The organism is Clostridium sp. NkU-1 (assembly GCA_001312405.1).
In genome coordinates, this window is sequence record BBDR01000005.1 from 86,932 (window position 1) to 106,040 (window position 19,109).

Genomic DNA, 19,109 nt, shown 5'->3' on the forward strand with positions numbered 1-19,109 from the left:
TCCGCTTCAAAAAAGAGCGGAACCCCTTACTGCAGGAAAGACTGTCTGTCTTTTGGAAATGTTATTTTAATTGTTGTACCGTGGCCCACGGATGAGTGGGCTTCTAATCCCAGATACATCTTTTTACAGAGTTCCTTGCACAGATATAGCCCGATCCCCGTGGACTTTGCAAATGCTCTTCCGTTTTCTCCCGTAAATCCCTTTTCAAACACTCTTAAAAGGTCGCTTTCAGAAATGCCAATTCCGTTATCCCGGATAAAAAGAATCATGTTTTCCTGGTTTTCTGAAGCAAAAAACCATAGAGTCAAAGCATCCTTTTTATATTTGATGCTGTTTGCAATAATCTGTCCAATAATGAAATCAAGCCACTTTTCATCGGCATAAACCATATGATCAAGATTGTCCAGTTTGACCTGTGCACCGCACCCTATCAGTTGTTTTGAATGTTTCTTTACAGCAGACTTCACTAAGCTGTCAAGAGAAAGCCTTTTAATGTTGTAGTCAGACGCTACATTTTTGCTTCGGGCATAATAAAGTGCCTGTTCGATATAAGAATCCACCCGTACTGTTTCCTCGGATATTCTCTTTGTTATGTCATTACGGTTATTTTTACAGATAAGATCAATGCAGGAAATTGGGATCTTTATCTCGTGGATCCATGTTTCAATATATTCCCGGTATTCATCCTGGGATATCTTATAGGAAGCAAGTTCGTCGTTCATGGCTTTTGTAACCTGCTTAAGAACCTCACAGAGTACTTCTGCCTCAGCAAAATTTGGTACTTCTAACAGGGAGGCAATATACTGCTTTTGATCCATTGACTCCAGTGTTTTATTCAGTCTATTGTAATATCTGCTGCGGACCAGGTATTCGTATGCCAGCGCACCGATGGAAATTATGACAACGTTCATGCTGATAAGAATAATGGCATAATGGCTGATATGGTAGATATCTAGCAGCAGCACTAAAAAAACAATGATAAAGCCTTGCGCCAATAAAAACAAAATCTTATCTTTTAAAAAGCCTGATAACTTCATATCATATACCCTTGGCCGCGTTTGGTCTTTATTAAATCTGCAGCGCCTATTTCTTCCAGTTTCTTACGCAGACGGTTGACATTGACCGTCAGTGTATTGTCATCAACGAATTCATCCGACTGCCAAAGCTCATCCATCAATTCATCCCGTGAAATGATGCTGTTAGCGTTTTGCATTAAAACAGAGAGAATACGCAATTCATTTTTCGTAAGCTCGGCCTCTTTGCTTTCATAATAAACTGTGCTTTTTGCCATTGACAATGTGAAGCCCTTATATTCTATTTCTGATAAATTATTTATCCGGTTGGTGCGCTTTAATATTGCTCCGATCCTGGCAAGCAAAATCTGAATGTTATAGGGTTTTGTTATAAAATCATCTGCCCCCAGGTTCATGCTCATCAGTTCATCCATATCATTGTTGCGGCTTGTCACGACCATGATTGGCACGTCTGATATCTTGCGGATCTCCCGGCACACGTGATACCCATCATAATATGGAAGGTTGATATCAAGCAGAATTAAATCTGCATTTGAACCCGTTGCTTCCGAAATAATATCTTTAAAGTTATCACTTGTTTCACATGAATAATTATAGCTTTCAAGCAGCGAAATTAATTCTGTTCTCAGAACGATATCGTCTTCTATGATAAACAGCTTCAAATTGAATTTACCTCCCAAATTCCCTTTTATCTTATTGGTATTATACCCATTGCTTATAATAGTTTAGCCATATAATATTCGTCTGCATATGTTCCATCCACAATCATGGAATTTTTCTTTATTCCTTCAACTGCAAATCCATTTTTTTCGTAAAGGTGTTTCGCAGCATCATTGATACACATTACCGTTAATTCAAGTCTGGTAACCCCTTTATCATGGGCCCACTTATCAAGTTCCTTGAAAAATGAGGTGCCGATGCCTTGCCGCTGATAGGATGCACGAATCCCCACAACGATATAAGCAGAATGTTTTACCCTTCTTAAATTGCCTTTTTGCGCAGATATATATCCAACAATTCCATGATCTGCTTCGGCAGCTAAAAACAGGTTATCTCCTATGGCAGCATCATTGATGGCAGATTTTATTCTATCTATATTTTTCGTTCGTTCATTTGGCTCGTACATCATAAATTTCGTCTCAGCATCAAGTGCGGCCATCATCTGCCAAAGGGATTCTGCGTCCTTTGCCTCAATTGGTCTGATGATAACATTCATAGAGTCTTACACCTCCGTTTCATCAACCAAAGCTTGAAAAGAAATCAGAAAACAACTGATCCTGCTCAGGCTTATGGGCAACATAGCCTATGGCAATTTTATTGTTTGTCAGTTCTATTAATTTTTGTGCGCCTTCTTCACCAAAGGCTCCGCATAATTCAACTGCTCCAACACCTTCACTTTCTAAGAAAATGATTTTATCGCATGCCTCTTTAAAATTTCTAACTGTAAAAACATAGCTGATTTGTTTTTCTGTTTCAAAACAAGCCTGATGCTTTTCCGGACTATAGTGACTTCCCATCAGCAAAAATGCAAACTTTTTCTTCATTTTACTCGCTCCTAATATAAATGTTTTTTAATTCAAAACTGCCAGTGATATAAGCCAGGATTTATTTTTTTTCAAATCCGCTCCCAACGCCAGTGATTAAACAGCAAGTGACAATAAAGCCTGAAAGATATCATCTTGATATCTCCCAGGCTTTCATCCTTCCGCACCCCAATTATAAAACTATGAGCTTTCCCCTGGCTACAGACCGGTCAACATTTTAATCTGGTTATTATTATATATTTTCTTAGGTTATTCGTCAATATTCTTTGTATGCGGTTCTGGCAAACACCCTTTTTATAGGCATATTCTTCTTTGTTTCAAACACAGCCTTTATTTATAATCAGTTAATTTTTATTTAGCAGCTGCAGCTTCAAAGGTGATGATTTCTTCGGAAGCTGATGGATATCTTCCTGATTTATAGTCGGAAGATATCACGATATCTTTAAATCCGATGCTTTCAAGCACTAATCGAAACTCTTCTACTCCGTACCACCGTAACGGAAAACACTCTAATTCCGTCTGCACGAGCGTACCTTCACGCCACTTTTCATATCGTCCATGGGAAATTGTATATTGATTGATATAATCAACCTCTACAATTTTATTTTCTAATGTAATGATATCTCCACTGGGGCACTCCCAGGTTCTTGTGGAAACTCGCTCTGTGGAAATATCCTTTTGCAAAAATATATCAACGATTAAGCGGCCGCCGTCGGATAGATGCTCATAAAAGTTTTGTAACGCTTTTATGGAGTCTTCCCTTTTATATAGTAACAGAAATGTTCCCGTCGGCACGATAATAGCCCCATATTTTGTATCCAGTGAAAAAGATTCCATCTTTGCCTCAAAAAGTTTAGGATTCAGGCCCCTTTTTTTACAGTTTTCATGACAGATACGCAGCATATCCGTTGAACTGTCAAAGCCTTCGACATGGAAGCCTTTTTCCAAAAGAGGAATCAATATACGTCCGGTTCCGGTTGCAGGTTCAAGAACCGGACCCTTACACGACTTTAACCGATCCGCATAAAATTCTATATCTCCAAAAGATCGGCCCACAGGCTTATCCATATCATACACTTCTGAAGACAATCTGCCATAATAGCTTAACATTTGTTATCACCTTTCCTTCCTGATTATTCCGTTATTGCACTTTTAACAGGGATATAAATATCCATGACCGTATCCTGCCTATGATGACAGCGTTCATCGTAGAATTCAAAATCAAGTTTCCTTTCGTCGTAAACATAACCGCTGTCTTTAAACCAATCTTCAAAAATATATTTCCACGTTCCTGCAATGACCTTTGCAAACTCTTTCTGCTCCCAATCACCGGTGGTATCCACAGGATTGGTCGTAAAAACAGCGTACTCGGCATCTGGAATTTCTACTGTCAGCATATCTTCTCCGGTATTTGAAAAATCTTCTACAATCACACCCAATAGATAGATTGCTTTGCCATCTTCTGATAAAGGAACATACACCCCCACTTCCCCGTGCTTTGCAGGATTTAAAATTTTGTACATTTTACTTTCTAAATTTTCACCGTTATAGTTGCTCCAGAAAGAAGCAATATCCTTTGTATAAGCTGCTCCGGTAATATCGGTTTTAATTCCATAGCCGGCAACCTTAAATGCAGGTCTTTTTACAATAACAGGACGCCCGCTTTTTGCATCAGAATATCCGGACAGCCGTTCCACATACTGTGTGGGAGTATAGCCAAAGGCTTTACGGAAGGCTTTGGTAAAGCCGCTGGATGTCTCAAACCCGTAATCCACAGCAATGTCAACGACTTTCCTTCCCTTAGATAGTTCCGTGGCTGCTAAGGACAACCTGCGCTCCCGTATGTATTCCATGACAGATGCACCCATGCACAGATTGAAAACCCTGCAAAAGTGAAAAAGAGAGTAGCCGGATTGATTCGCAATTTCTTCTATCGTAATATTTTCTTTGATATGGTCTTCCATGAACTGAATACTTTTTTTTCTATATGTTCTCTGTAATTCAATGCTTACCCCCACCTGACATTTATTTAATAATGATTTAATTATAGCATTAATTTTTTTTAAAAAGATGTTCCTGCATTGCGGAATATCAAGATCGATTCTATTAATAATCACATTTGATATAAGCAGAAGTTATGTTATATATAAAAAGCATTAAGTTTACCAATACCAATTATCATGTTATAATAAAGTGAATTAAATACATCCCATCAGTTTTATCATGGGTTTTAAAGGAGAATCATGCATATGGAGAGATTAATAGGAACTGTTTCAAGAGGTGTACGTGCTCCCATTATCCGACAGGGAGACGACATTGCTGAAATAGTTATTTCAAGTGTAATTGATGCAGCAAAAAGTGAAAATTTTGAATTGCGTGACAGAGATGTTGTCGCTGCTACCGAGGCCATTGTTGCCCGTGCTCAGGGAAACTATGCTACTGTGGACCAAATAGCTGCTGATATTAAAAATAAATTCGGTAATGAAACCATCGGTATTGTATTTCCTATTTTAAGCCGTAACCGTTTTTCCATTTGCCTTAAGGGCATTGCAAGAGGTGCTAAAAAGATCGTGATCATGTTAAGCTATCCTTCCGATGAAGTAGGCAATCACCTGATCGATCTTGATGCTTTGGATGAAAAGGGCATTAATCCCTGGACTGATATTTTGACAGAGGCACAATACCGTGAACTTTTTGGCTACCGTAAGCACACCTTTACCGGAGTTGATTATATTGAATACTACAAGGAGCTTATCCAAAAGGAAGGCTGCGAGGTAGAAGTTATTCTTGCAAATGACTGCCGGACAATCTTAAATTATACAAAGCATGTTCTTAGCTGCGATATTCATACCCGTTTTAGAACAAAACGTTTATTAAAGGCTGCCAATGCAGAGACTGTGTTTGGTCTTGATGATATCTTAACCGCATCAGTTGATGGCAGTGGATATAATGAAAATTATGGCTTGCTTGGCAGCAATAAAGCGACTGAAGACACTGTTAAGCTATTCCCCCGCAATTGCGACCCAATCGTTAAGAAGATTCAGGATGGCCTCCTTGAAAGAACTGGAAAGCATATTGAAGTTATGATTTATGGTGACGGCGCTTTCAAAGATCCTATGGGCAAAATTTGGGAATTGGCTGATCCGGTGGTTTCTCCGGCATATACGGAAGGTCTGGAAGGCCAGCCCAATGAAGTGAAATTAAAATATCTTGCTGATAACGATTTTGCAGATTTAAGCGGAGCGGAATTAAAGGCTGCCATTTCAAATTATATTCAGAGCAAGGACAACAATTTAGTGGGCAGCATGGTATCTCAGGGAACTACCCCCCGCCGCTTAACCGACTTAATCGGCTCCCTCTGTGACCTTACTTCCGGAAGCGGTGACAAAGGAACACCTATCGTATTAGTACAGGGCTACTTCGATAATTACACCAAATAACTCAAAAGGCAATGGCTAAACGCCTGCGTCCAATATAGATGTTTTCAGTTTTTGAGAAAAGCCGTAGGATTTTAAGTCCTACGGCTTTTCTCTTGCCATAAACCCTGTCCACAATCGCCATAAAACCGCCGGCTGGTTCCTGATTTTTTTTACTTTCATAATGAGCCTCCTTACCATACTAAAAAAAATGCAGACATGGTATTGCATTTTGGTTCGTGTCATGATAATATTTAAATTACACCGTAATATTACACTGTAATTTATACATAAGCGAGGTGATAGAACATGTCAAGGGACTTTCAGCAAACTCACGAAAATCTGTTGGTTTGTGCAAAGAAACACTTCTTAGAGTTTGGCTTTGAGCGAGCCAGCATCCGAGAAATTTGCAAAGATGCTCATGTGACCAACGGGGCTTTCTACAACCACTTCGCCGATAAGGAGGCGTTGTTCGGCGCTCTGGTAGACCCGGTCGTCCTGGCCGTTTCCAAAATCTATTCCGATTCTGTAGAAAAGCATTTTGAGATGGCAAGAACTGACGAGCTGAAACAACTGTGGAAATTATCAGAAGAAACGATTCTGGAAATTATTGAGTACATCTATACTCACTTTGATGTCTTTCAGCTGTTGCTGATGCGCTCTGATGGCACGAAATATGCGGATTTTCTGGACAATGTGGTGGGTTCTGAAGTGCAGGAGACAAGGAAATTGGTTGACGAGCTAAAAGCAAGAGGTGTTCCAATCCGTGACTTAGAGGAAGGTGAGTGGCATATGCTGGTTCACTCTTACTATGCTTCCATCGCTGAAGTCGTTATGCACAACTACCCAATGCCAGCAGCCCTTAAATATGCTCATACCTTAGCTGCATTTTTCAGTTCCGGCTGGCAAACCGTTTTGGGGATTTAATCCCCAAAATTTTTGGCCGCAAGTTAGTTTAGCCTAACTATGTAATGTGACAGAAGTAATATCGGCACGATTCTCCTTGCCAGGGATATACAAATTTTTCAAAAGAGAGGAAAAAAATTGAAATGGAAAAAAAGCAACAAACTTACAGGTAAGGATTTAATCAACGTCGGTATTTATACCGCAATGACCCTTGTAATATTCTTTATTATTGGACTACTGACAGCGCTACCGGTAGTGTACCCGTTCCTGTTTATCATTTGGCCGGTTGTTTGCGGTATTCCAATGATGCTGTACTATACTAAAATCAAAAAAAATTGGTATGTTGACCATCACCGGAATCATAAGCGGAATTTTCTTTTACCTTATTGGCTACGGTTGGATTGGCTTGCTTGGCTGGATTTTGGGCGGCATTCTAAGCGATCTTGTTCTGAAAGCTGGTCATTATCAGAGCTTTAAGGTTACCGCACTGAGCTATGCGTGCTTTTGCCTTGGTATCATGGGCTGCCCTGCTAACCTCTGGTTTGCCGGTGAGTCATATTGGGAGAACATTCACAGCTCCATGGGTGATCAGTATGCAAATACTTTACAGTCACTGATGCCATCCTGGATGTTGTATGCAGGTTTTGCGCTGTTGTTTGCAGGCGGTATCTTGGGCGCATTGCTTGGACGCAAATGCTGAAGAAGCATTTTGAGAGAGCTGGAATTATCTGATGGAACAGCTTCAAGCAGTTGCAGGCACAAAAAAAGGCCTTTACCTCGATCCTCGGACAAAGTTGCTGCTGATGGCCGTCGTTGCTACCGCTGAATTTTTGTATAATCATACCGCCTTTATGATTGCGGTGGCACTAATTCCTTTTGTGCTTTTGCTTACCAACCGGCAGTATAAGACCGCCATTACCTTTTTTTGTCCTGTTCACTATGGGACTGGTGGTACAGTCGGTTCAAAATAACATCCAATTTCCTATGGTCATCAATATGATCATTGTGCTTTTGGTTGGACTGGTTCTGCGGCTATTTCCTGCCTTTATGATGGGGGCGTATTTCATAAAATCCACCACTGCAAGCGAATGCGTTGCATCGCTGGGCCGGATGCACATCGGACGGCAGATTACCATTCCACTGTCTGTTCTGTTTCGTTTTATCCCCACCATGCAGGAAGAATCTGCGGCCATCAAGGATGCCATGCAAATGCGAGAGGTACAGTTTGGCACTCAAAAATTCTGGAATAACCCAACTGCCCTAATCGAGTACCGCTTCATCCCACTGATGATTTCAGTAGTTAAAATCGGAGAAGATCTTTCAGCAGCAGCATTGACGCGTGGGCTGGACAATCCAGTAAAACGGACAAACATCACAAAAATCGGATTTACACTCTGGGATGTACTTACCGTATTGATCGCTGCAGTTATGTTGTTTCTCACATTTTTTTGTAATCAGATGGTAAGGAGGCCGGAAAATGATAGAACTAAAGAATATTTCTTTTACATACGAAAATGGAGAATCTGAAAACAGCCTCCAAAATATCGACTTGACGATCAAGGACGGGGAAACAATCCTGCTCTGCGGGGAATCCGGCTGCGGCAAAACAACCCTGACCCGGCTGGTAAACGGGTTGATTCCGCATTATTATCAGGGAAACCTAATGGGCGAAGTGCTGCTGGATGGACAGGAATTAAAAGAATATCCGCTGTATGAAATTGCCAAGCGGGTGGGGTCGGTATTTCAAAATCCCCGGACGCAGTTTTACAATGTGGAGACTACCAATGAAATCGTATTCGGCTGCGAAAACATGGCTTTGCCAGTTCCGGATATGCTAAAGCGGCTGGAAGAAACTACGAGAAACCTCAAGCTGGAGAAACTATTGGATCGGAGCCTGTTTGCCCTTTCCGGTGGCGAAAAGCAAAAAAATCGCCTGCGCATCAGCAGACACAATCCGCCCTGAGATTTTTGTTTTAGATGAACCATCTTCCAATTTGGATATTGCTGCCATAGAGGATTTAATTGGTGTTATTCAGCATTGGCAAGCTAAAAAAAAGACGATCATCGTGGCAGAACACCGCCTATATTACCTTGTCCCATATGCTGACCGCATTATTTACATGAAACATGGGACCATCTGCCGGCAGTTCACCCGGCAGGAACTCCAGGCATTAAGGCCAGAGGAATTGCAGGCAATGGGGTTGCGGGCGCTTGATCCATTTCACCTTCAGCCTGAAGCTGCTGCAAAACCAGATGCACCAGCTCTGCACATCAAGAATTTCTTTTTTACTTATGAAAAACATGGCCCTGCCAATGTGGATATTCCGGCTTTAATACTGCCCCAAGGCGAGATTATCGGCATCATTGGAACAACGGTGCGGGCAAGTCAACCTTTGCCCGGTGCTTATGCGGCCTGGATAAAAAGGCGAAAGGAACTCTGGAATTGAACGGCGCTGTGTATGACAGGAAAAAGCGCCTCCGCGCTTCTTATATGGTCATGCAGGATGTGAACCACCAGCTGTTCACAGAGGATGTGCTGGATGAACTGTTGCTGAGCATGGCTGGTAAAGATGAGGAAATGGACACTGCACAAGCCAATAAGATTTTGTCCAGTCTTGATTTGCTGGATAAAAGAAGTTGCATCCTATGTCTTTGTCTGGCGGCGAAAAACAGCGGGTAGCTATTGGCAGTGCCATCGCCTCCAATAAAGAAGTTATGGTGTTTGATGAGCTACTAGCGGCCTTGATTACCGGCACATGGTTGAGGTTTCCGAAAATCTGAATCGCTTGAAAGAAATGGGGAAAAGTCTGTTTTTGATTACCCATGATCCGGAACTCATTTATAAATGTTGTACCTATTTGTTGTTTATTGAGAATGGCAAGGTGCTATGGCACCGGACCATGGATCATGAGGCGGTTATACTTTTGCAAACCTTTTTTTCGCATGAACAAGCTGCGGGGGAGGCAAATGTCCCGTAATGCGTGAATCAATCGCAGCATGTACAAAGGACATTCCTTACTTAATGCAATCAAAATAATCAGGATAGTCTGGCTGCAAAATTACCCTGCGGGCAGTCCCGACTAAACAAGGAGAACGCCAGACACTTGACTGTGCCTGGCGTTCTCCTTGTTTAGCTATAAATTAATTGGTCTGTAACAAATTCATCTGTCATCTGAAGGGCCGTTTCATCAATGTTGTTTTGCTTTGGCATACTCCATTGCTTCCTTGCCGGTTATGTGTTCAATGTCAATAGCAATAATATAAGCATGTGTGCATCCAGCTATTTCCTTATTCCTGGCATCTTCAGGCTGATCGCCTGAATACTTACTTACCAGGCCTTAAATGCTTCCAGGCTTTCATAGCCTTCCACAATTCTGGCCTTTCCAAAAGCGATAACACTGCGGAAGTAAGAAGTATATTCCTTACTTACAATCGTATCTTCATCAATTACCGAAAAAGATACCTTTGGATATTTTGTGATCGCATCAACTTTATGCCCGGCCTTTGCAGAATGGAAATAAATCTTGTCATTGAAATATACGTAGCTCAACGGAACAGCGTACGGATAATCTTCATCCCCTAAGCATGCCAGGACACCATTGGTGCATCTGTCCATTACCGCAATTGTATCTTCAGGCGATAATAATTGTTTGTTTCTTCTCATTTCTCTAAACATTTGGTATTTTCCCCTTCCTTATATGTATTGATGCAAATTGATATTATTTAACCGAATCAAGTAAGTCCTCCGCTTCAAATGCGAAAAGCATAGTGTGACCATATGCCCAAACCATGTTCTCACCTCCAGAATAAAATTTAAGCCTGAATGATATCATCTTGATATCTCCCAGGCTTTTATCCTTCCGTGACACAGCTGTGAAACTGTGAGCTCTCTCCCGGTCACAAACCAGTTAAACTGCGGAACCCCAGATAACATTATTATTTACTTTTTAATAAGATCATGCACTTTCAAACTAAGCTTGATTATATACTCGTTTTCCCAGTAAGTCAACGTTCTTTCGCTTTCGTAAGGGTGAATAGATTACCATTTTTACGTTTCATTTCAGCATGACATTGTTATGAAAATCACTGTTCAAACATTTCATCCAATTTATTCAGTGGAAATGGTGTCATAGCAAGGGGCTTAACTGCTATGGACATGAGCATGGCCGGATTATCATCTGCTGCAATCCGATTTGAACTCAAGGTGCCGCACAACCGGCATCTGTGGATAATTGCCCATTCGCCGTTCTTACGCACCCAGACACTGACCTGCTCCATAATTCCTCCCCTCGCAAAGGTTAATTGTCAGCGGCACGAAACTATGCTTTGAGCGGCTGCCATGCCATCGTAAGCTCACTTTCTTTTGTTTCTTCCTCAATCTGTTCCCTCAGGACCGCGAATCCCTCTCTCAAATAGAATCTGACTGCCCTCTCATTTCTTTTATAAACATTTAAAAGAAGTTTGTTATGTCTTTCTTTGGCATAACCAAGCAGTTCACTGCCGATTCCTTTGGATTGGTATTGGTCATCAACAAAAATCCCCTCAATGTAATCTCCATTCAGCCCAAGAAACCCCTGGATCTGGTCATTGGAATCATAGACATAAACGGTTGCCTGAGGCAGAATCTTCCCTACTGCGGCATAGCTGTTTATCCAATAGCTGCTGTCAATAAAATAATGGGCTTTGATATTGGTATTAAGCCATATCTTCATAATTTGTCCGATATCGGTTTCTTTAACATCTCTGATCATAATAAAATATGCTTTCTCCTTTTGATCAAAATAATTTATTTTAACAGTATACTATTCTGAACAATAAAAAAAGCAGGTAACTCTGTCACTTAGAGATATCTGCTTACTTATTATACACTAACACAAAGAAACAAGCCTTGCTGGTTTCTCTCGTTATTGCGGCAGTCACCAGGTGAACATGGATTTATATTCATCTGACTCATTGCCTGCGTAAATAAAACCTATAATTTTTTTCAATCAAATTAAAGGCAGCCTGAGCTTCATATATCCGCAAAATAAGTACAACAAAAACCCCCTCGTGAAATGAGAGTTAAATTTTATTGTTCATTATCTTAGCGAATAGACGACATCAAGCCACCTCCCTTTGTATAATTAAGATCATCATAACGAATTTTTCTAAACTTTGCAAGATGTTTTTTGTGCTGTGCTGTTTTTCTATTGTTTTATGCGATTGATTAAGCATGCACTGAACTTAAAACAGCCATATTTATGACACTACTTTTACCACAGGATCCGCCAGCTCTATGGCAGGCAGCAGAGCATGGTTTATCAGATGGCCAGGTTTTGGGACCATTTCACCGCTTTAGACAAGTTTTCCTCTAAGCTTTTCTTGGGTTCTACAAAATCTATTTCACTGAGGAATTCATTCCCGGAAAGCTCTTTCTTTAGTTTTGTAAAACACTTTTGGGCTCCGCCCCCTCCATGGCTGGCAAACAGGGCGATCCGTTTGCCCTGGATTTTATATTGGCTGAGCAGGCTTTTTATGGGCGGCGTAAACGACCCGGCCAGATGGGGGTACCGATTATAATCGTATCATACTTGTTTAAATCAATGGGTTTATTTATCAGCTTTGGCTTCTCGCCAAAAATAACGCTCTTTCCTCCCCAGAAGTACTTTCCAAACCCTTCTGCCGGATAGTTCTTGCTTATTTTTAACTCCGTAATGTCGGCGCCTGTTGTTTCTGCAATCTTTTCTGCAATGAATTTCGTGCTCCCGGTAAACGAAAAATATACAACCAGAGTGCTCATAGCTAATCTCCTCATATCATAAGTTTATAGCCAAGAAATATTGGTTATAAGCTTATTCTTTTTTGTGATATAGATGAATGGGCAGCTTCATGGGGTTTCACTCTCTCCCTTATCTCATCTATGGGGTTAATAGTTACATATCAAATATAATTGTCCTGTTATTTATCATCTTCTTTCTCATTTATAATTTTCTTTGCCTCAACGGCCCAATCCCTCATTGCAGAATAAATATAAACGCCGCAAAGTGCGGTCAGACGGCTGTAGGAGCAGTCAATATCCTGCTCCTTTAATTGCCCGCAAAGCTCCATATAGCCGTTCATTTCTTTGACCAGCTTATCATTCCTTCTGATAAAATTGTCCAGATGGCCAAGCAGCACCTCTGGTTCTGTGTTCTCACCAAAGGAAACCTTGAGCAATAATTCGTATCTTATCTTCTCGATCTCCGGCTCCTCCCGCAGCCAATCGGAAAGCTCTTTCCTGCCTGCGTCAGTAATGCTGTATACGATCTGTCCACGCCCATTACCAGTCTGCGTATTCTTAGAGGTGACGGCGAGCCCCTCAGCCACCAGTTTTTTTGAGAGTCGGATAGATCTGGCCGTAACTCTCCTGCCAGAAATGGCTGTATTCGTTCTCTATCCATTTTTTTAATGGTATAACCGGTCTGAGGCATTCGGGCAAGCATGCCCAGCATTACATATTTTGATTTTCCTGTATTTTCTTTCATCTGTACACCTTCTGTTCGTTTTATATATCATAATAATATATCATTATGATATATTATGTCAAGACTTTTTGATTGTAAAAATACATTGCTGTTCTCGAATCGGCCTCCAGTCAACGGAAAAAGCCCACTTGCAGAAAAGCAAGTGAGCTTTTTATCCTTCAGATATCACATAGAATTATTTGCAGTATATCTCTACCGCATCCCGCAGAAACACTGCGCAGCCGGGTGCGATCTTATCGTAATACGCAGTAAAGCGCGGATCATCCACATACATCTGGGTTACGCCTTTATGGGCTTCTTTGCTGTAATCGTTCCAATAAAAGCAGAGCCATTTTTTTATGCAGCTCACAGGCTTTCTGCGCCAATTCGCCGGCAGGGTCGCCTTGCTCAAAAGCTGCCTTTAATGTCTTATTCAAATCTTCTGTCAGCTCTTCCAATTCAATATACTGTTCCTTGCTCATGTTTAAAACCTTGGTGTTGGAGCGGTCGATGGGTTCATCCCCGTATTTTGCCCGGGCCTCCTCTCCATATTGACGCTCGTTATTGTCTACCAGTTTTTGAAGAAAGCCTTCAAACTTTTCCTGATCACTCATTATCATTTCTCCTTTCATGGTCTTGATGGTCTTCTCGACATTGGCGACCAGCAAATTCAATTGCTCCCGCCTGGCAAGGAGGGCAGATAAATGGCTCTCCAGCGCCAAAAGCCCGTCAAAATCCTTTGAAGCAAGAATATTTCGGATTTCTTCCAGCGACACGCCCAGTTCACGGTAAAAAAGGATTTGCTGCAGCCGATCGATCTCCTTTTGTCCGTAAATCCGGTATCCATTGGAACTGATCCGGGCGGGCGAAAGCAATCCCAACTCATCATAGTACCGCAGAGTTCTTGTACTGACACCCGCCAATTTCGCCAGCTTGTTGATGGTGTATTCCATCTTTTCACCCCCTTGCAAAAACCACTATAAACTATTACGCCGCGTTAATGTCAACCGTTTTATAAAAAGATTTATGTAAAAAAATTCAGGCTGATGTTAAAACTTTCTTTACCCGCCTCATTCAAAGACCTTTCAATCGTAAACAACAAACCTGTGTACTGGCATAAATTATACCGCCATTGCTACCGGCATATAATTACCGGCAAATTTTACATTCTTTAGGCAAACTCACATACAAGTTTGAAAGCCTATGCGTCTGACAGACATTGTTGACAAAATAGACTATGTACTATAAAATGATAACATAAAATTTAACAGAAAAGGTGATGGAAGTCCGGCATATCTGATGCCACATAATCGGTGGTATGGATATAACTGGAAAAGAGTAAATAAAATCAATTTAATAGGTTTAAGAACAAGCTGTCCTCGCAGTTTTGTTTTTGTACCTGATTTTTGATTTTATTTTACTCTATACTTCTCTTTTATCTTAGGAAGATTAGTCGTAGAGTAAAATCCACGGCTATTTCTTTTGCTCAATTTCGAAAGGAGAAAACATTATGTTCAAAAGCTTAATTTCAATTTTAGAAAGGCCGCCACTATACACTAAAACAAAAGTTCCTTTTTGGGATGATGAACATATATCAAAGCAAATGCTCAAAGCCCATCTAGATCCTATCTTTGAAGGTGCAAGCAGGAAGTTAGCATTCATAGATAAATCTGCTGTTTGGATAAAAGAGATTGCACCACCGTCAAGGTACAGGCAGCTTCTTGACCTTGGCTGTGGTCCTGGAATATATGCTGAAAAATTTACAAAAATGGGCTATCAGGTGACAGGAATTGATTTTTCCAAACGATCTATAAATTACGCCATGGAGTCTGCCAAAAAAAGAAGCTTAGATATTCGCTACTTATATCAGAATTATTTAAATATGAATTTAAATAGTAAATATGATTTTTCGACAATGATTTATTGTGACTACGGTGCGCTGTCAACAGCAGACAGGCAAATTTTAATGACTACGGTATATCATCATCTAAAATCTGGGGGAAGGTTCTTGTTGGATGTTTTTTCAATGGTTAAGTATAACGATTTTGATGAAAAACAAACATGGGAGATTTGTCAAAATGGTGGATTTTGGCACAAAGAAAAATATATAGCATTTAACGGATGCTATAAGTATCCGGATAATGTAACATTAGAACAAACTTCTATTGTTTATGATACAGGGGCTACCTCTTACTATTTATGGAATACCTACTTTACCAAGAAAGCGCTGATTAAAGAAGCAATTAATGCAGGTTTTAAAGTATGTGAAGTGTTTGGAGATGTTGCAGGCAGCACTTATCATACAGATAACACAACTATTTCTATACTGCTAGAAAAATAATATCCTATCCCATCATTTCTTAAGCGGCACCCTGCCGAATAAAAAAACTGTGATTCGGCAGGGTAGTTTATGAATGGCGGTTTGAAGATAACCGCCATATATGTGCATCTATTTTCTTACGGTAAAATGTTCCCGGCACTAAGATAAATCTCGTACCATTCTTCCCGTGTCAACTGAATATCAACAGCCTTGGCACAATCTTTTAAACGCTCCACATTCATGGTCCCGGTCACAGGCTGCATATGGGCTGGATGGCGCAGCAGCCACGCCATTGCAATGGTCGTGTTGCTGACCTCATATTTAGCGGCGATTTCATCAATCTTAGCATTAAGTTTTGGAAACTTTTCATTGCCCAGGAATACACCCTCAAAAAAATCCGTACTGGAACGGAGACCAGGGCTGAATGGTGATATCATTGATACGGCAGAAATCAATTACGCTGCCATCCCGGTTCACTGCCAGATCATCAAGCATATTGACATGAAGCCCCTGGGAGATCATACTGGCGTTTGTAATGCTTAACTGAAGCTGATTCGCGACAATCGGCTGTTTAACAAACTTCTTCAGCAGCTGTATCTGCATGGGGTTTTGGTTGGAAACGCCAAAATTACGCACCTTACCTGTGCTTTGCAGGATGTCAAAGGCCTCGGCAACCTCTTCCGGCTCCATCAGCGCATCCGGACGATGGAGCAATAATGCATCCAGATAATCCGTTTTAAGCCTTTTTAAGCTGCCATCCACTGATTCTAAAATATGCTTTTTGGAGAAATCGAAAGCAATACCTGGACGGATGCCGCATTTGGATTGCAGGAACATCTTTTCACGCACGCCAGCGTTCATTTGTACCGCATCTGCAAATATCTCCTCACATACGCCGCCGCCATATATGTCCGCATGATCAAAAAAAATTAGTACCTATATCCAGTGCTGCCTGTACGAAACGCTCCGCTTCGGACTTATCCAGTTTATTGATGCGCATACAGCCGACTGCAATCGCCGGTACCTGCAAATTCCCTAACTTAACTGTTCTCATGACATTGAACCTCCTTATCAGATGTCAAGCGGATATTCGCAACCCGCTCCGCTACTTGCTCACAGCGTGCCCCGCTTCACCGGGCATAACCTCTCTTCCAGGTTCCCGGCATATAATTTCAGACTTTTTTTCTATTGCGCCAGCTTATAAATCTCCAGCACATCCTGCCAGTAGAGCTTTTTCAAGCCCCCAATTGGCTGCTCATTTCCAAATGCAGCCCCTGTGGCCTTTTTGGCCATTAATTCAAGCTGGCCGGCATCGATGCCAAGCTCTCCAAGGGTTGCCGGAAGCCCCATCTTGTTGAAAAATTCCCTCAGGCGCAAAATAGCTTCCTGAATCATTGCATCCGGATCGCGGTAGCTGCCCTTCACACCCATGACATTGACTGCAAACTGCACGAACATGTTAACATTGTCCTTATAAACATACTGCATCCACGCAGGTGTCAGCACGGCCAGACCGGCTCCGTGGGCCACGTCGTAGATGGCACTGAGTTCATGCTCCATGCCATGCAGGCCCAGTCCTGTTCACGGCCCATACCCACTAAACCGTTATGGGCAACTGTACCTCCAAAACCCACCTCGCACCAGGCATTGTAGTTTTGTGGATTTTCAAGGACAAGAGGGGCGTTCTTTATGATGGTTCTTAATACTGTTTCGCATAAGCCATCCGTTAAATCAGTATGAGTCGTATTGGTAAAATAGCGTTCAAAAACATGGCTCATCATGTCAGCCACACCATTGGCGATCTGATTCTTTGGCAGAGTATAGAACAATTCCGGATTCATAACGCTGAGCAAAGGCCGAAGATGAGGGCTGCCATAGCCGTATTTCAATTGTTTTTCCTCATTGGTGATCACAGTATCGCCGCTTGCTTCGCTTCCTGCTGCAGGAATGGTAAGAATCGTGCTACCGGCAGCGCCTTTTTGATCGCCTTGCCCTGTTCATAAATCTCCCAGACATCACCATCATAATATACACCATTGCAATGGCCTTGGCAGAATCAATAACGCTTCCTCCGCCCACAGCCAGGATTAAATCCACCTTTTCTTCTTTGCACAGGGCAATTCCTTCATGAACCAGTGAAAGACGGGGATTTGGCACCACGCCCCCAAGCTCTGCATAAGAGATCCCGCTCTCCTTCAGAGAAGTGATCACTGTGTCATATAGCCCGCTCTTTTTGATGCTTCCCCCGCCGTAATGCAGCAGAACCTTGCCTGCATAGGGTTTTAAAAGCGCACCAATCCGATTTTCCATACCTTTTCCAAAGCGTATACGTGCCGGTGAATAAAAGTCAAAATTGAGCATTTGTTTTCTTCCTTTCTATTGGGTTTATTTTAATTTCGTTTTTTTGCTTTACCATGTGATCGTATCAGGATCAGCAGAATATCCACAGCAGCCTTTTAAGTCTGCAATTACCTGTACATCCTCAGGAGATAACTGGAAATCAAACACATCGGCATTTTCCCGGATGCGTTCAGGCGTAATGGATTTGGGAAGGGGCAGATATCCCCGTTCTAAGCTCCACCGCACGCAAATCTGGGCGATGGACTTTTTGTACTTTTGCGCCAGTGACTGCATTTGCGGAACTTCAAAAATCCTGCCTACGCCAAGGGGGCTATATGCTTCCAGAAGAATGGAATGTGCCCTGCAATAATCTACCACCTTATCCTGTGTATCGCCGGGGCAAAGCCGGATCTGATTGACCATTGGCTGGATGGCTGCAGTCTGCATAAGCGCTTCAAGATGATGAGGATGGAAATTACTCACACCTATTCCACGAATAAGCCCGGCTTTGTGCAGCTCTTCAAATGCTTTCCAGGTGCCGGCATTGGCTTCCTGCCACTGACTGCGGTACTTGATTGGATTAGGCCAGTGAATCAGATAAAGATCCAAATAGTCCATATCAAGATTTTCATCGTCTGTTTAAAAGCTTCCATGGTATTTTCATATCCATGCATATCATTTTGCAGCTTGCTGGTAATAAAGATATCCTCCCGGGCAATACCGCTTTCCTTTACTGCCATGCCAACGCTTTCTTCATTGCCATAACCTGCGGCGGTATCAATATGACGATAACCGCATTTCAGAGCTTCCTTCACCGATGCAACAGCATATCCCCGTTATGTATCTGCCATGTTCCAAAGCCAATACATGGAATTTTAACGCCGTCTGAAAGTTCATAATAATCTGTTAATGTTTTCACTATATTCTCCCCCAATCTGCAATTTGACAAACTGCTGCTTTGATAGTATATTGGTATCATAAACCTTAACCTTAACTCTAAGTCAATATGAAAATGCAATAATTTCACTATTTCAAACAACAACAGGAATTTCAAAATAAGGAGAGGA

General features: G+C 41.6%; 16 protein-coding genes and 7 pseudogenes. 8 read left to right on the plus strand and 15 right to left on the minus strand.

Translation table 11 applies throughout. The annotated features are described in order from the left end of the window. Positions 1-26 precede the first annotated feature (26 nt). The 6 genes from JCM10519_RS09945 to JCM10519_RS09970 all read right to left on the minus strand — a co-directional run bounded on the left by JCM10519_RS09945 (position 27) and on the right by JCM10519_RS09970 (position 4,542). A complete protein-coding gene (locus JCM10519_RS09945; protein ID WP_054738925.1) occupies positions 27-1,037 on the minus strand; it encodes an ATP-binding protein in 1,011 nt (336 codons plus the stop codon). Beyond that, positions 1,034-1,696, minus strand: coding sequence for a winged helix-turn-helix domain-containing protein (locus tag JCM10519_RS09950; protein ID WP_054738926.1), 663 nt, complete (start codon positions 1,694-1,696; stop codon positions 1,034-1,036). The genes JCM10519_RS09945 and JCM10519_RS09950 overlap by 4 nt, the downstream gene beginning before the upstream one ends. A gap of 53 nt (positions 1,697-1,749) precedes the next feature. Further along, positions 1,750-2,250: a GNAT family N-acetyltransferase gene (locus JCM10519_RS09955; protein WP_054738928.1), complete on the minus strand. Its 501-nt coding sequence runs from the start codon at positions 2,248-2,250 to the stop codon at positions 1,750-1,752. A gap of 22 nt (positions 2,251-2,272) precedes the next feature. Then, positions 2,273-2,578: a DUF6506 family protein gene (locus JCM10519_RS09960; RefSeq protein ID WP_054738930.1), complete on the minus strand. Its 306-nt coding sequence runs from the start codon at positions 2,576-2,578 to the stop codon at positions 2,273-2,275. A 351-nt stretch (positions 2,579-2,929) separates the two neighbouring features. Beyond that, positions 2,930-3,688, minus strand: coding sequence for a methyltransferase domain-containing protein (locus JCM10519_RS09965; protein WP_054738932.1), 759 nt, complete (start codon positions 3,686-3,688; stop codon positions 2,930-2,932). Between the two features lie 23 nt (positions 3,689-3,711). Beyond that, positions 3,712-4,542 carry an effector binding domain-containing protein gene (locus JCM10519_RS09970; RefSeq protein ID WP_054739120.1) on the minus strand — a complete coding sequence of 277 codons (831 nt, stop codon included), beginning with the start codon at positions 4,540-4,542 and terminating at the stop codon, positions 3,712-3,714. 285 nt (positions 4,543-4,827) lie between these two features. Between JCM10519_RS09970 and JCM10519_RS09975 the strand changes: the two genes are divergently transcribed. The 7 genes and pseudogenes from JCM10519_RS09975 to JCM10519_RS09995 all read left to right on the plus strand — a co-directional run bounded on the left by JCM10519_RS09975 (position 4,828) and on the right by JCM10519_RS09995 (position 9,878). After that, positions 4,828-6,018, plus strand: coding sequence for a coenzyme F420-0:L-glutamate ligase (locus JCM10519_RS09975; protein ID WP_054738935.1), 1,191 nt, complete (start codon positions 4,828-4,830; stop codon positions 6,016-6,018). 285 nt (positions 6,019-6,303) lie between these two features. Then, positions 6,304-6,921 carry a TetR family transcriptional regulator gene (locus tag JCM10519_RS09980; RefSeq protein ID WP_054738937.1) on the plus strand — a complete coding sequence of 206 codons (618 nt, stop codon included), beginning with the start codon at positions 6,304-6,306 and terminating at the stop codon, positions 6,919-6,921. Positions 6,922-7,038: 117 nt separating this feature from the next. Next, a pseudogene (locus JCM10519_RS28570) lies at positions 7,039-7,203 on the plus strand (MptD family putative ECF transporter S component); the annotation flags it as partial. A gap of 37 nt (positions 7,204-7,240) precedes the next feature. Further along, complete coding sequence (locus JCM10519_RS09985; RefSeq protein ID WP_347843757.1) at positions 7,241-7,600, plus strand: MptD family putative ECF transporter S component; 360 nt, start codon at positions 7,241-7,243, stop codon at positions 7,598-7,600. A 31-nt stretch (positions 7,601-7,631) separates the two neighbouring features. Further along, positions 7,632-7,871 carry a hypothetical protein gene (locus tag JCM10519_RS28575; protein WP_347843758.1) on the plus strand — a complete coding sequence of 80 codons (240 nt, stop codon included), beginning with the start codon at positions 7,632-7,634 and terminating at the stop codon, positions 7,869-7,871. Next, positions 7,840-8,427: an energy-coupling factor transporter transmembrane component T gene (locus JCM10519_RS28580; RefSeq protein ID WP_347843759.1), complete on the plus strand. Its 588-nt coding sequence runs from the start codon at positions 7,840-7,842 to the stop codon at positions 8,425-8,427. Before JCM10519_RS28575 ends, JCM10519_RS28580 begins: the two co-directional genes overlap by 32 nt. Further along, positions 8,378-9,878 (plus strand): annotated as a pseudogene (locus JCM10519_RS09995) (ABC transporter ATP-binding protein). The gene JCM10519_RS28580 and the pseudogene JCM10519_RS09995 overlap by 50 nt, the downstream one beginning before the upstream one ends. A gap of 210 nt (positions 9,879-10,088) precedes the next feature. Here JCM10519_RS09995 and JCM10519_RS10000 read toward each other — a convergent pair. The 6 genes and pseudogenes from JCM10519_RS10000 to JCM10519_RS10025 all read right to left on the minus strand — a co-directional run bounded on the left by JCM10519_RS10000 (position 10,089) and on the right by JCM10519_RS10025 (position 14,335). Then, positions 10,089-10,576: pseudogene (locus JCM10519_RS10000) on the minus strand (pyridoxamine 5'-phosphate oxidase family protein). Positions 10,577-10,983: 407 nt separating this feature from the next. Beyond that, positions 10,984-11,178 (minus strand): RNHCP domain-containing protein, encoded by a 195-nt coding sequence (locus JCM10519_RS10005; protein ID WP_347843760.1) that lies wholly within the window; start codon positions 11,176-11,178, stop codon positions 10,984-10,986. A gap of 41 nt (positions 11,179-11,219) precedes the next feature. Next, complete coding sequence (locus tag JCM10519_RS10010; RefSeq protein WP_054738939.1) at positions 11,220-11,651, minus strand: GNAT family N-acetyltransferase; 432 nt, start codon at positions 11,649-11,651, stop codon at positions 11,220-11,222. A 761-nt stretch (positions 11,652-12,412) separates the two neighbouring features. Then, positions 12,413-12,679, minus strand: coding sequence for a flavodoxin (locus JCM10519_RS28585; RefSeq protein ID WP_347843761.1), 267 nt, complete (start codon positions 12,677-12,679; stop codon positions 12,413-12,415). Between the two features lie 158 nt (positions 12,680-12,837). Beyond that, entirely contained in the window at positions 12,838-13,245 is a 408-nt protein-coding gene (locus tag JCM10519_RS10020; RefSeq protein ID WP_347843762.1) for a PadR family transcriptional regulator, read from the minus strand. A 333-nt stretch (positions 13,246-13,578) separates the two neighbouring features. Next, positions 13,579-14,335 (minus strand): annotated as a pseudogene (locus JCM10519_RS10025) (MerR family transcriptional regulator). Positions 14,336-14,892: 557 nt separating this feature from the next. On the opposite strand from JCM10519_RS10025, the gene JCM10519_RS10030 reads away from it, so the two are divergent. Then, positions 14,893-15,723, plus strand: coding sequence for a methyltransferase domain-containing protein (locus JCM10519_RS10030; RefSeq protein ID WP_054738940.1), 831 nt, complete (start codon positions 14,893-14,895; stop codon positions 15,721-15,723). A gap of 116 nt (positions 15,724-15,839) precedes the next feature. Here JCM10519_RS10030 and JCM10519_RS10035 read toward each other — a convergent pair. The 3 pseudogenes from JCM10519_RS10035 to JCM10519_RS10045 all read right to left on the minus strand — a co-directional run bounded on the left by JCM10519_RS10035 (position 15,840) and on the right by JCM10519_RS10045 (position 18,857). Next, positions 15,840-16,756 (minus strand): annotated as a pseudogene (locus tag JCM10519_RS10035) (aldo/keto reductase). A 131-nt stretch (positions 16,757-16,887) separates the two neighbouring features. Beyond that, positions 16,888-18,063: pseudogene (locus JCM10519_RS10040) on the minus strand (iron-containing alcohol dehydrogenase). A gap of 48 nt (positions 18,064-18,111) precedes the next feature. Then, positions 18,112-18,857, minus strand: a pseudogene (locus JCM10519_RS10045) (aldo/keto reductase). Between the last annotated feature and the right edge of the window lie 252 nt (positions 18,858-19,109).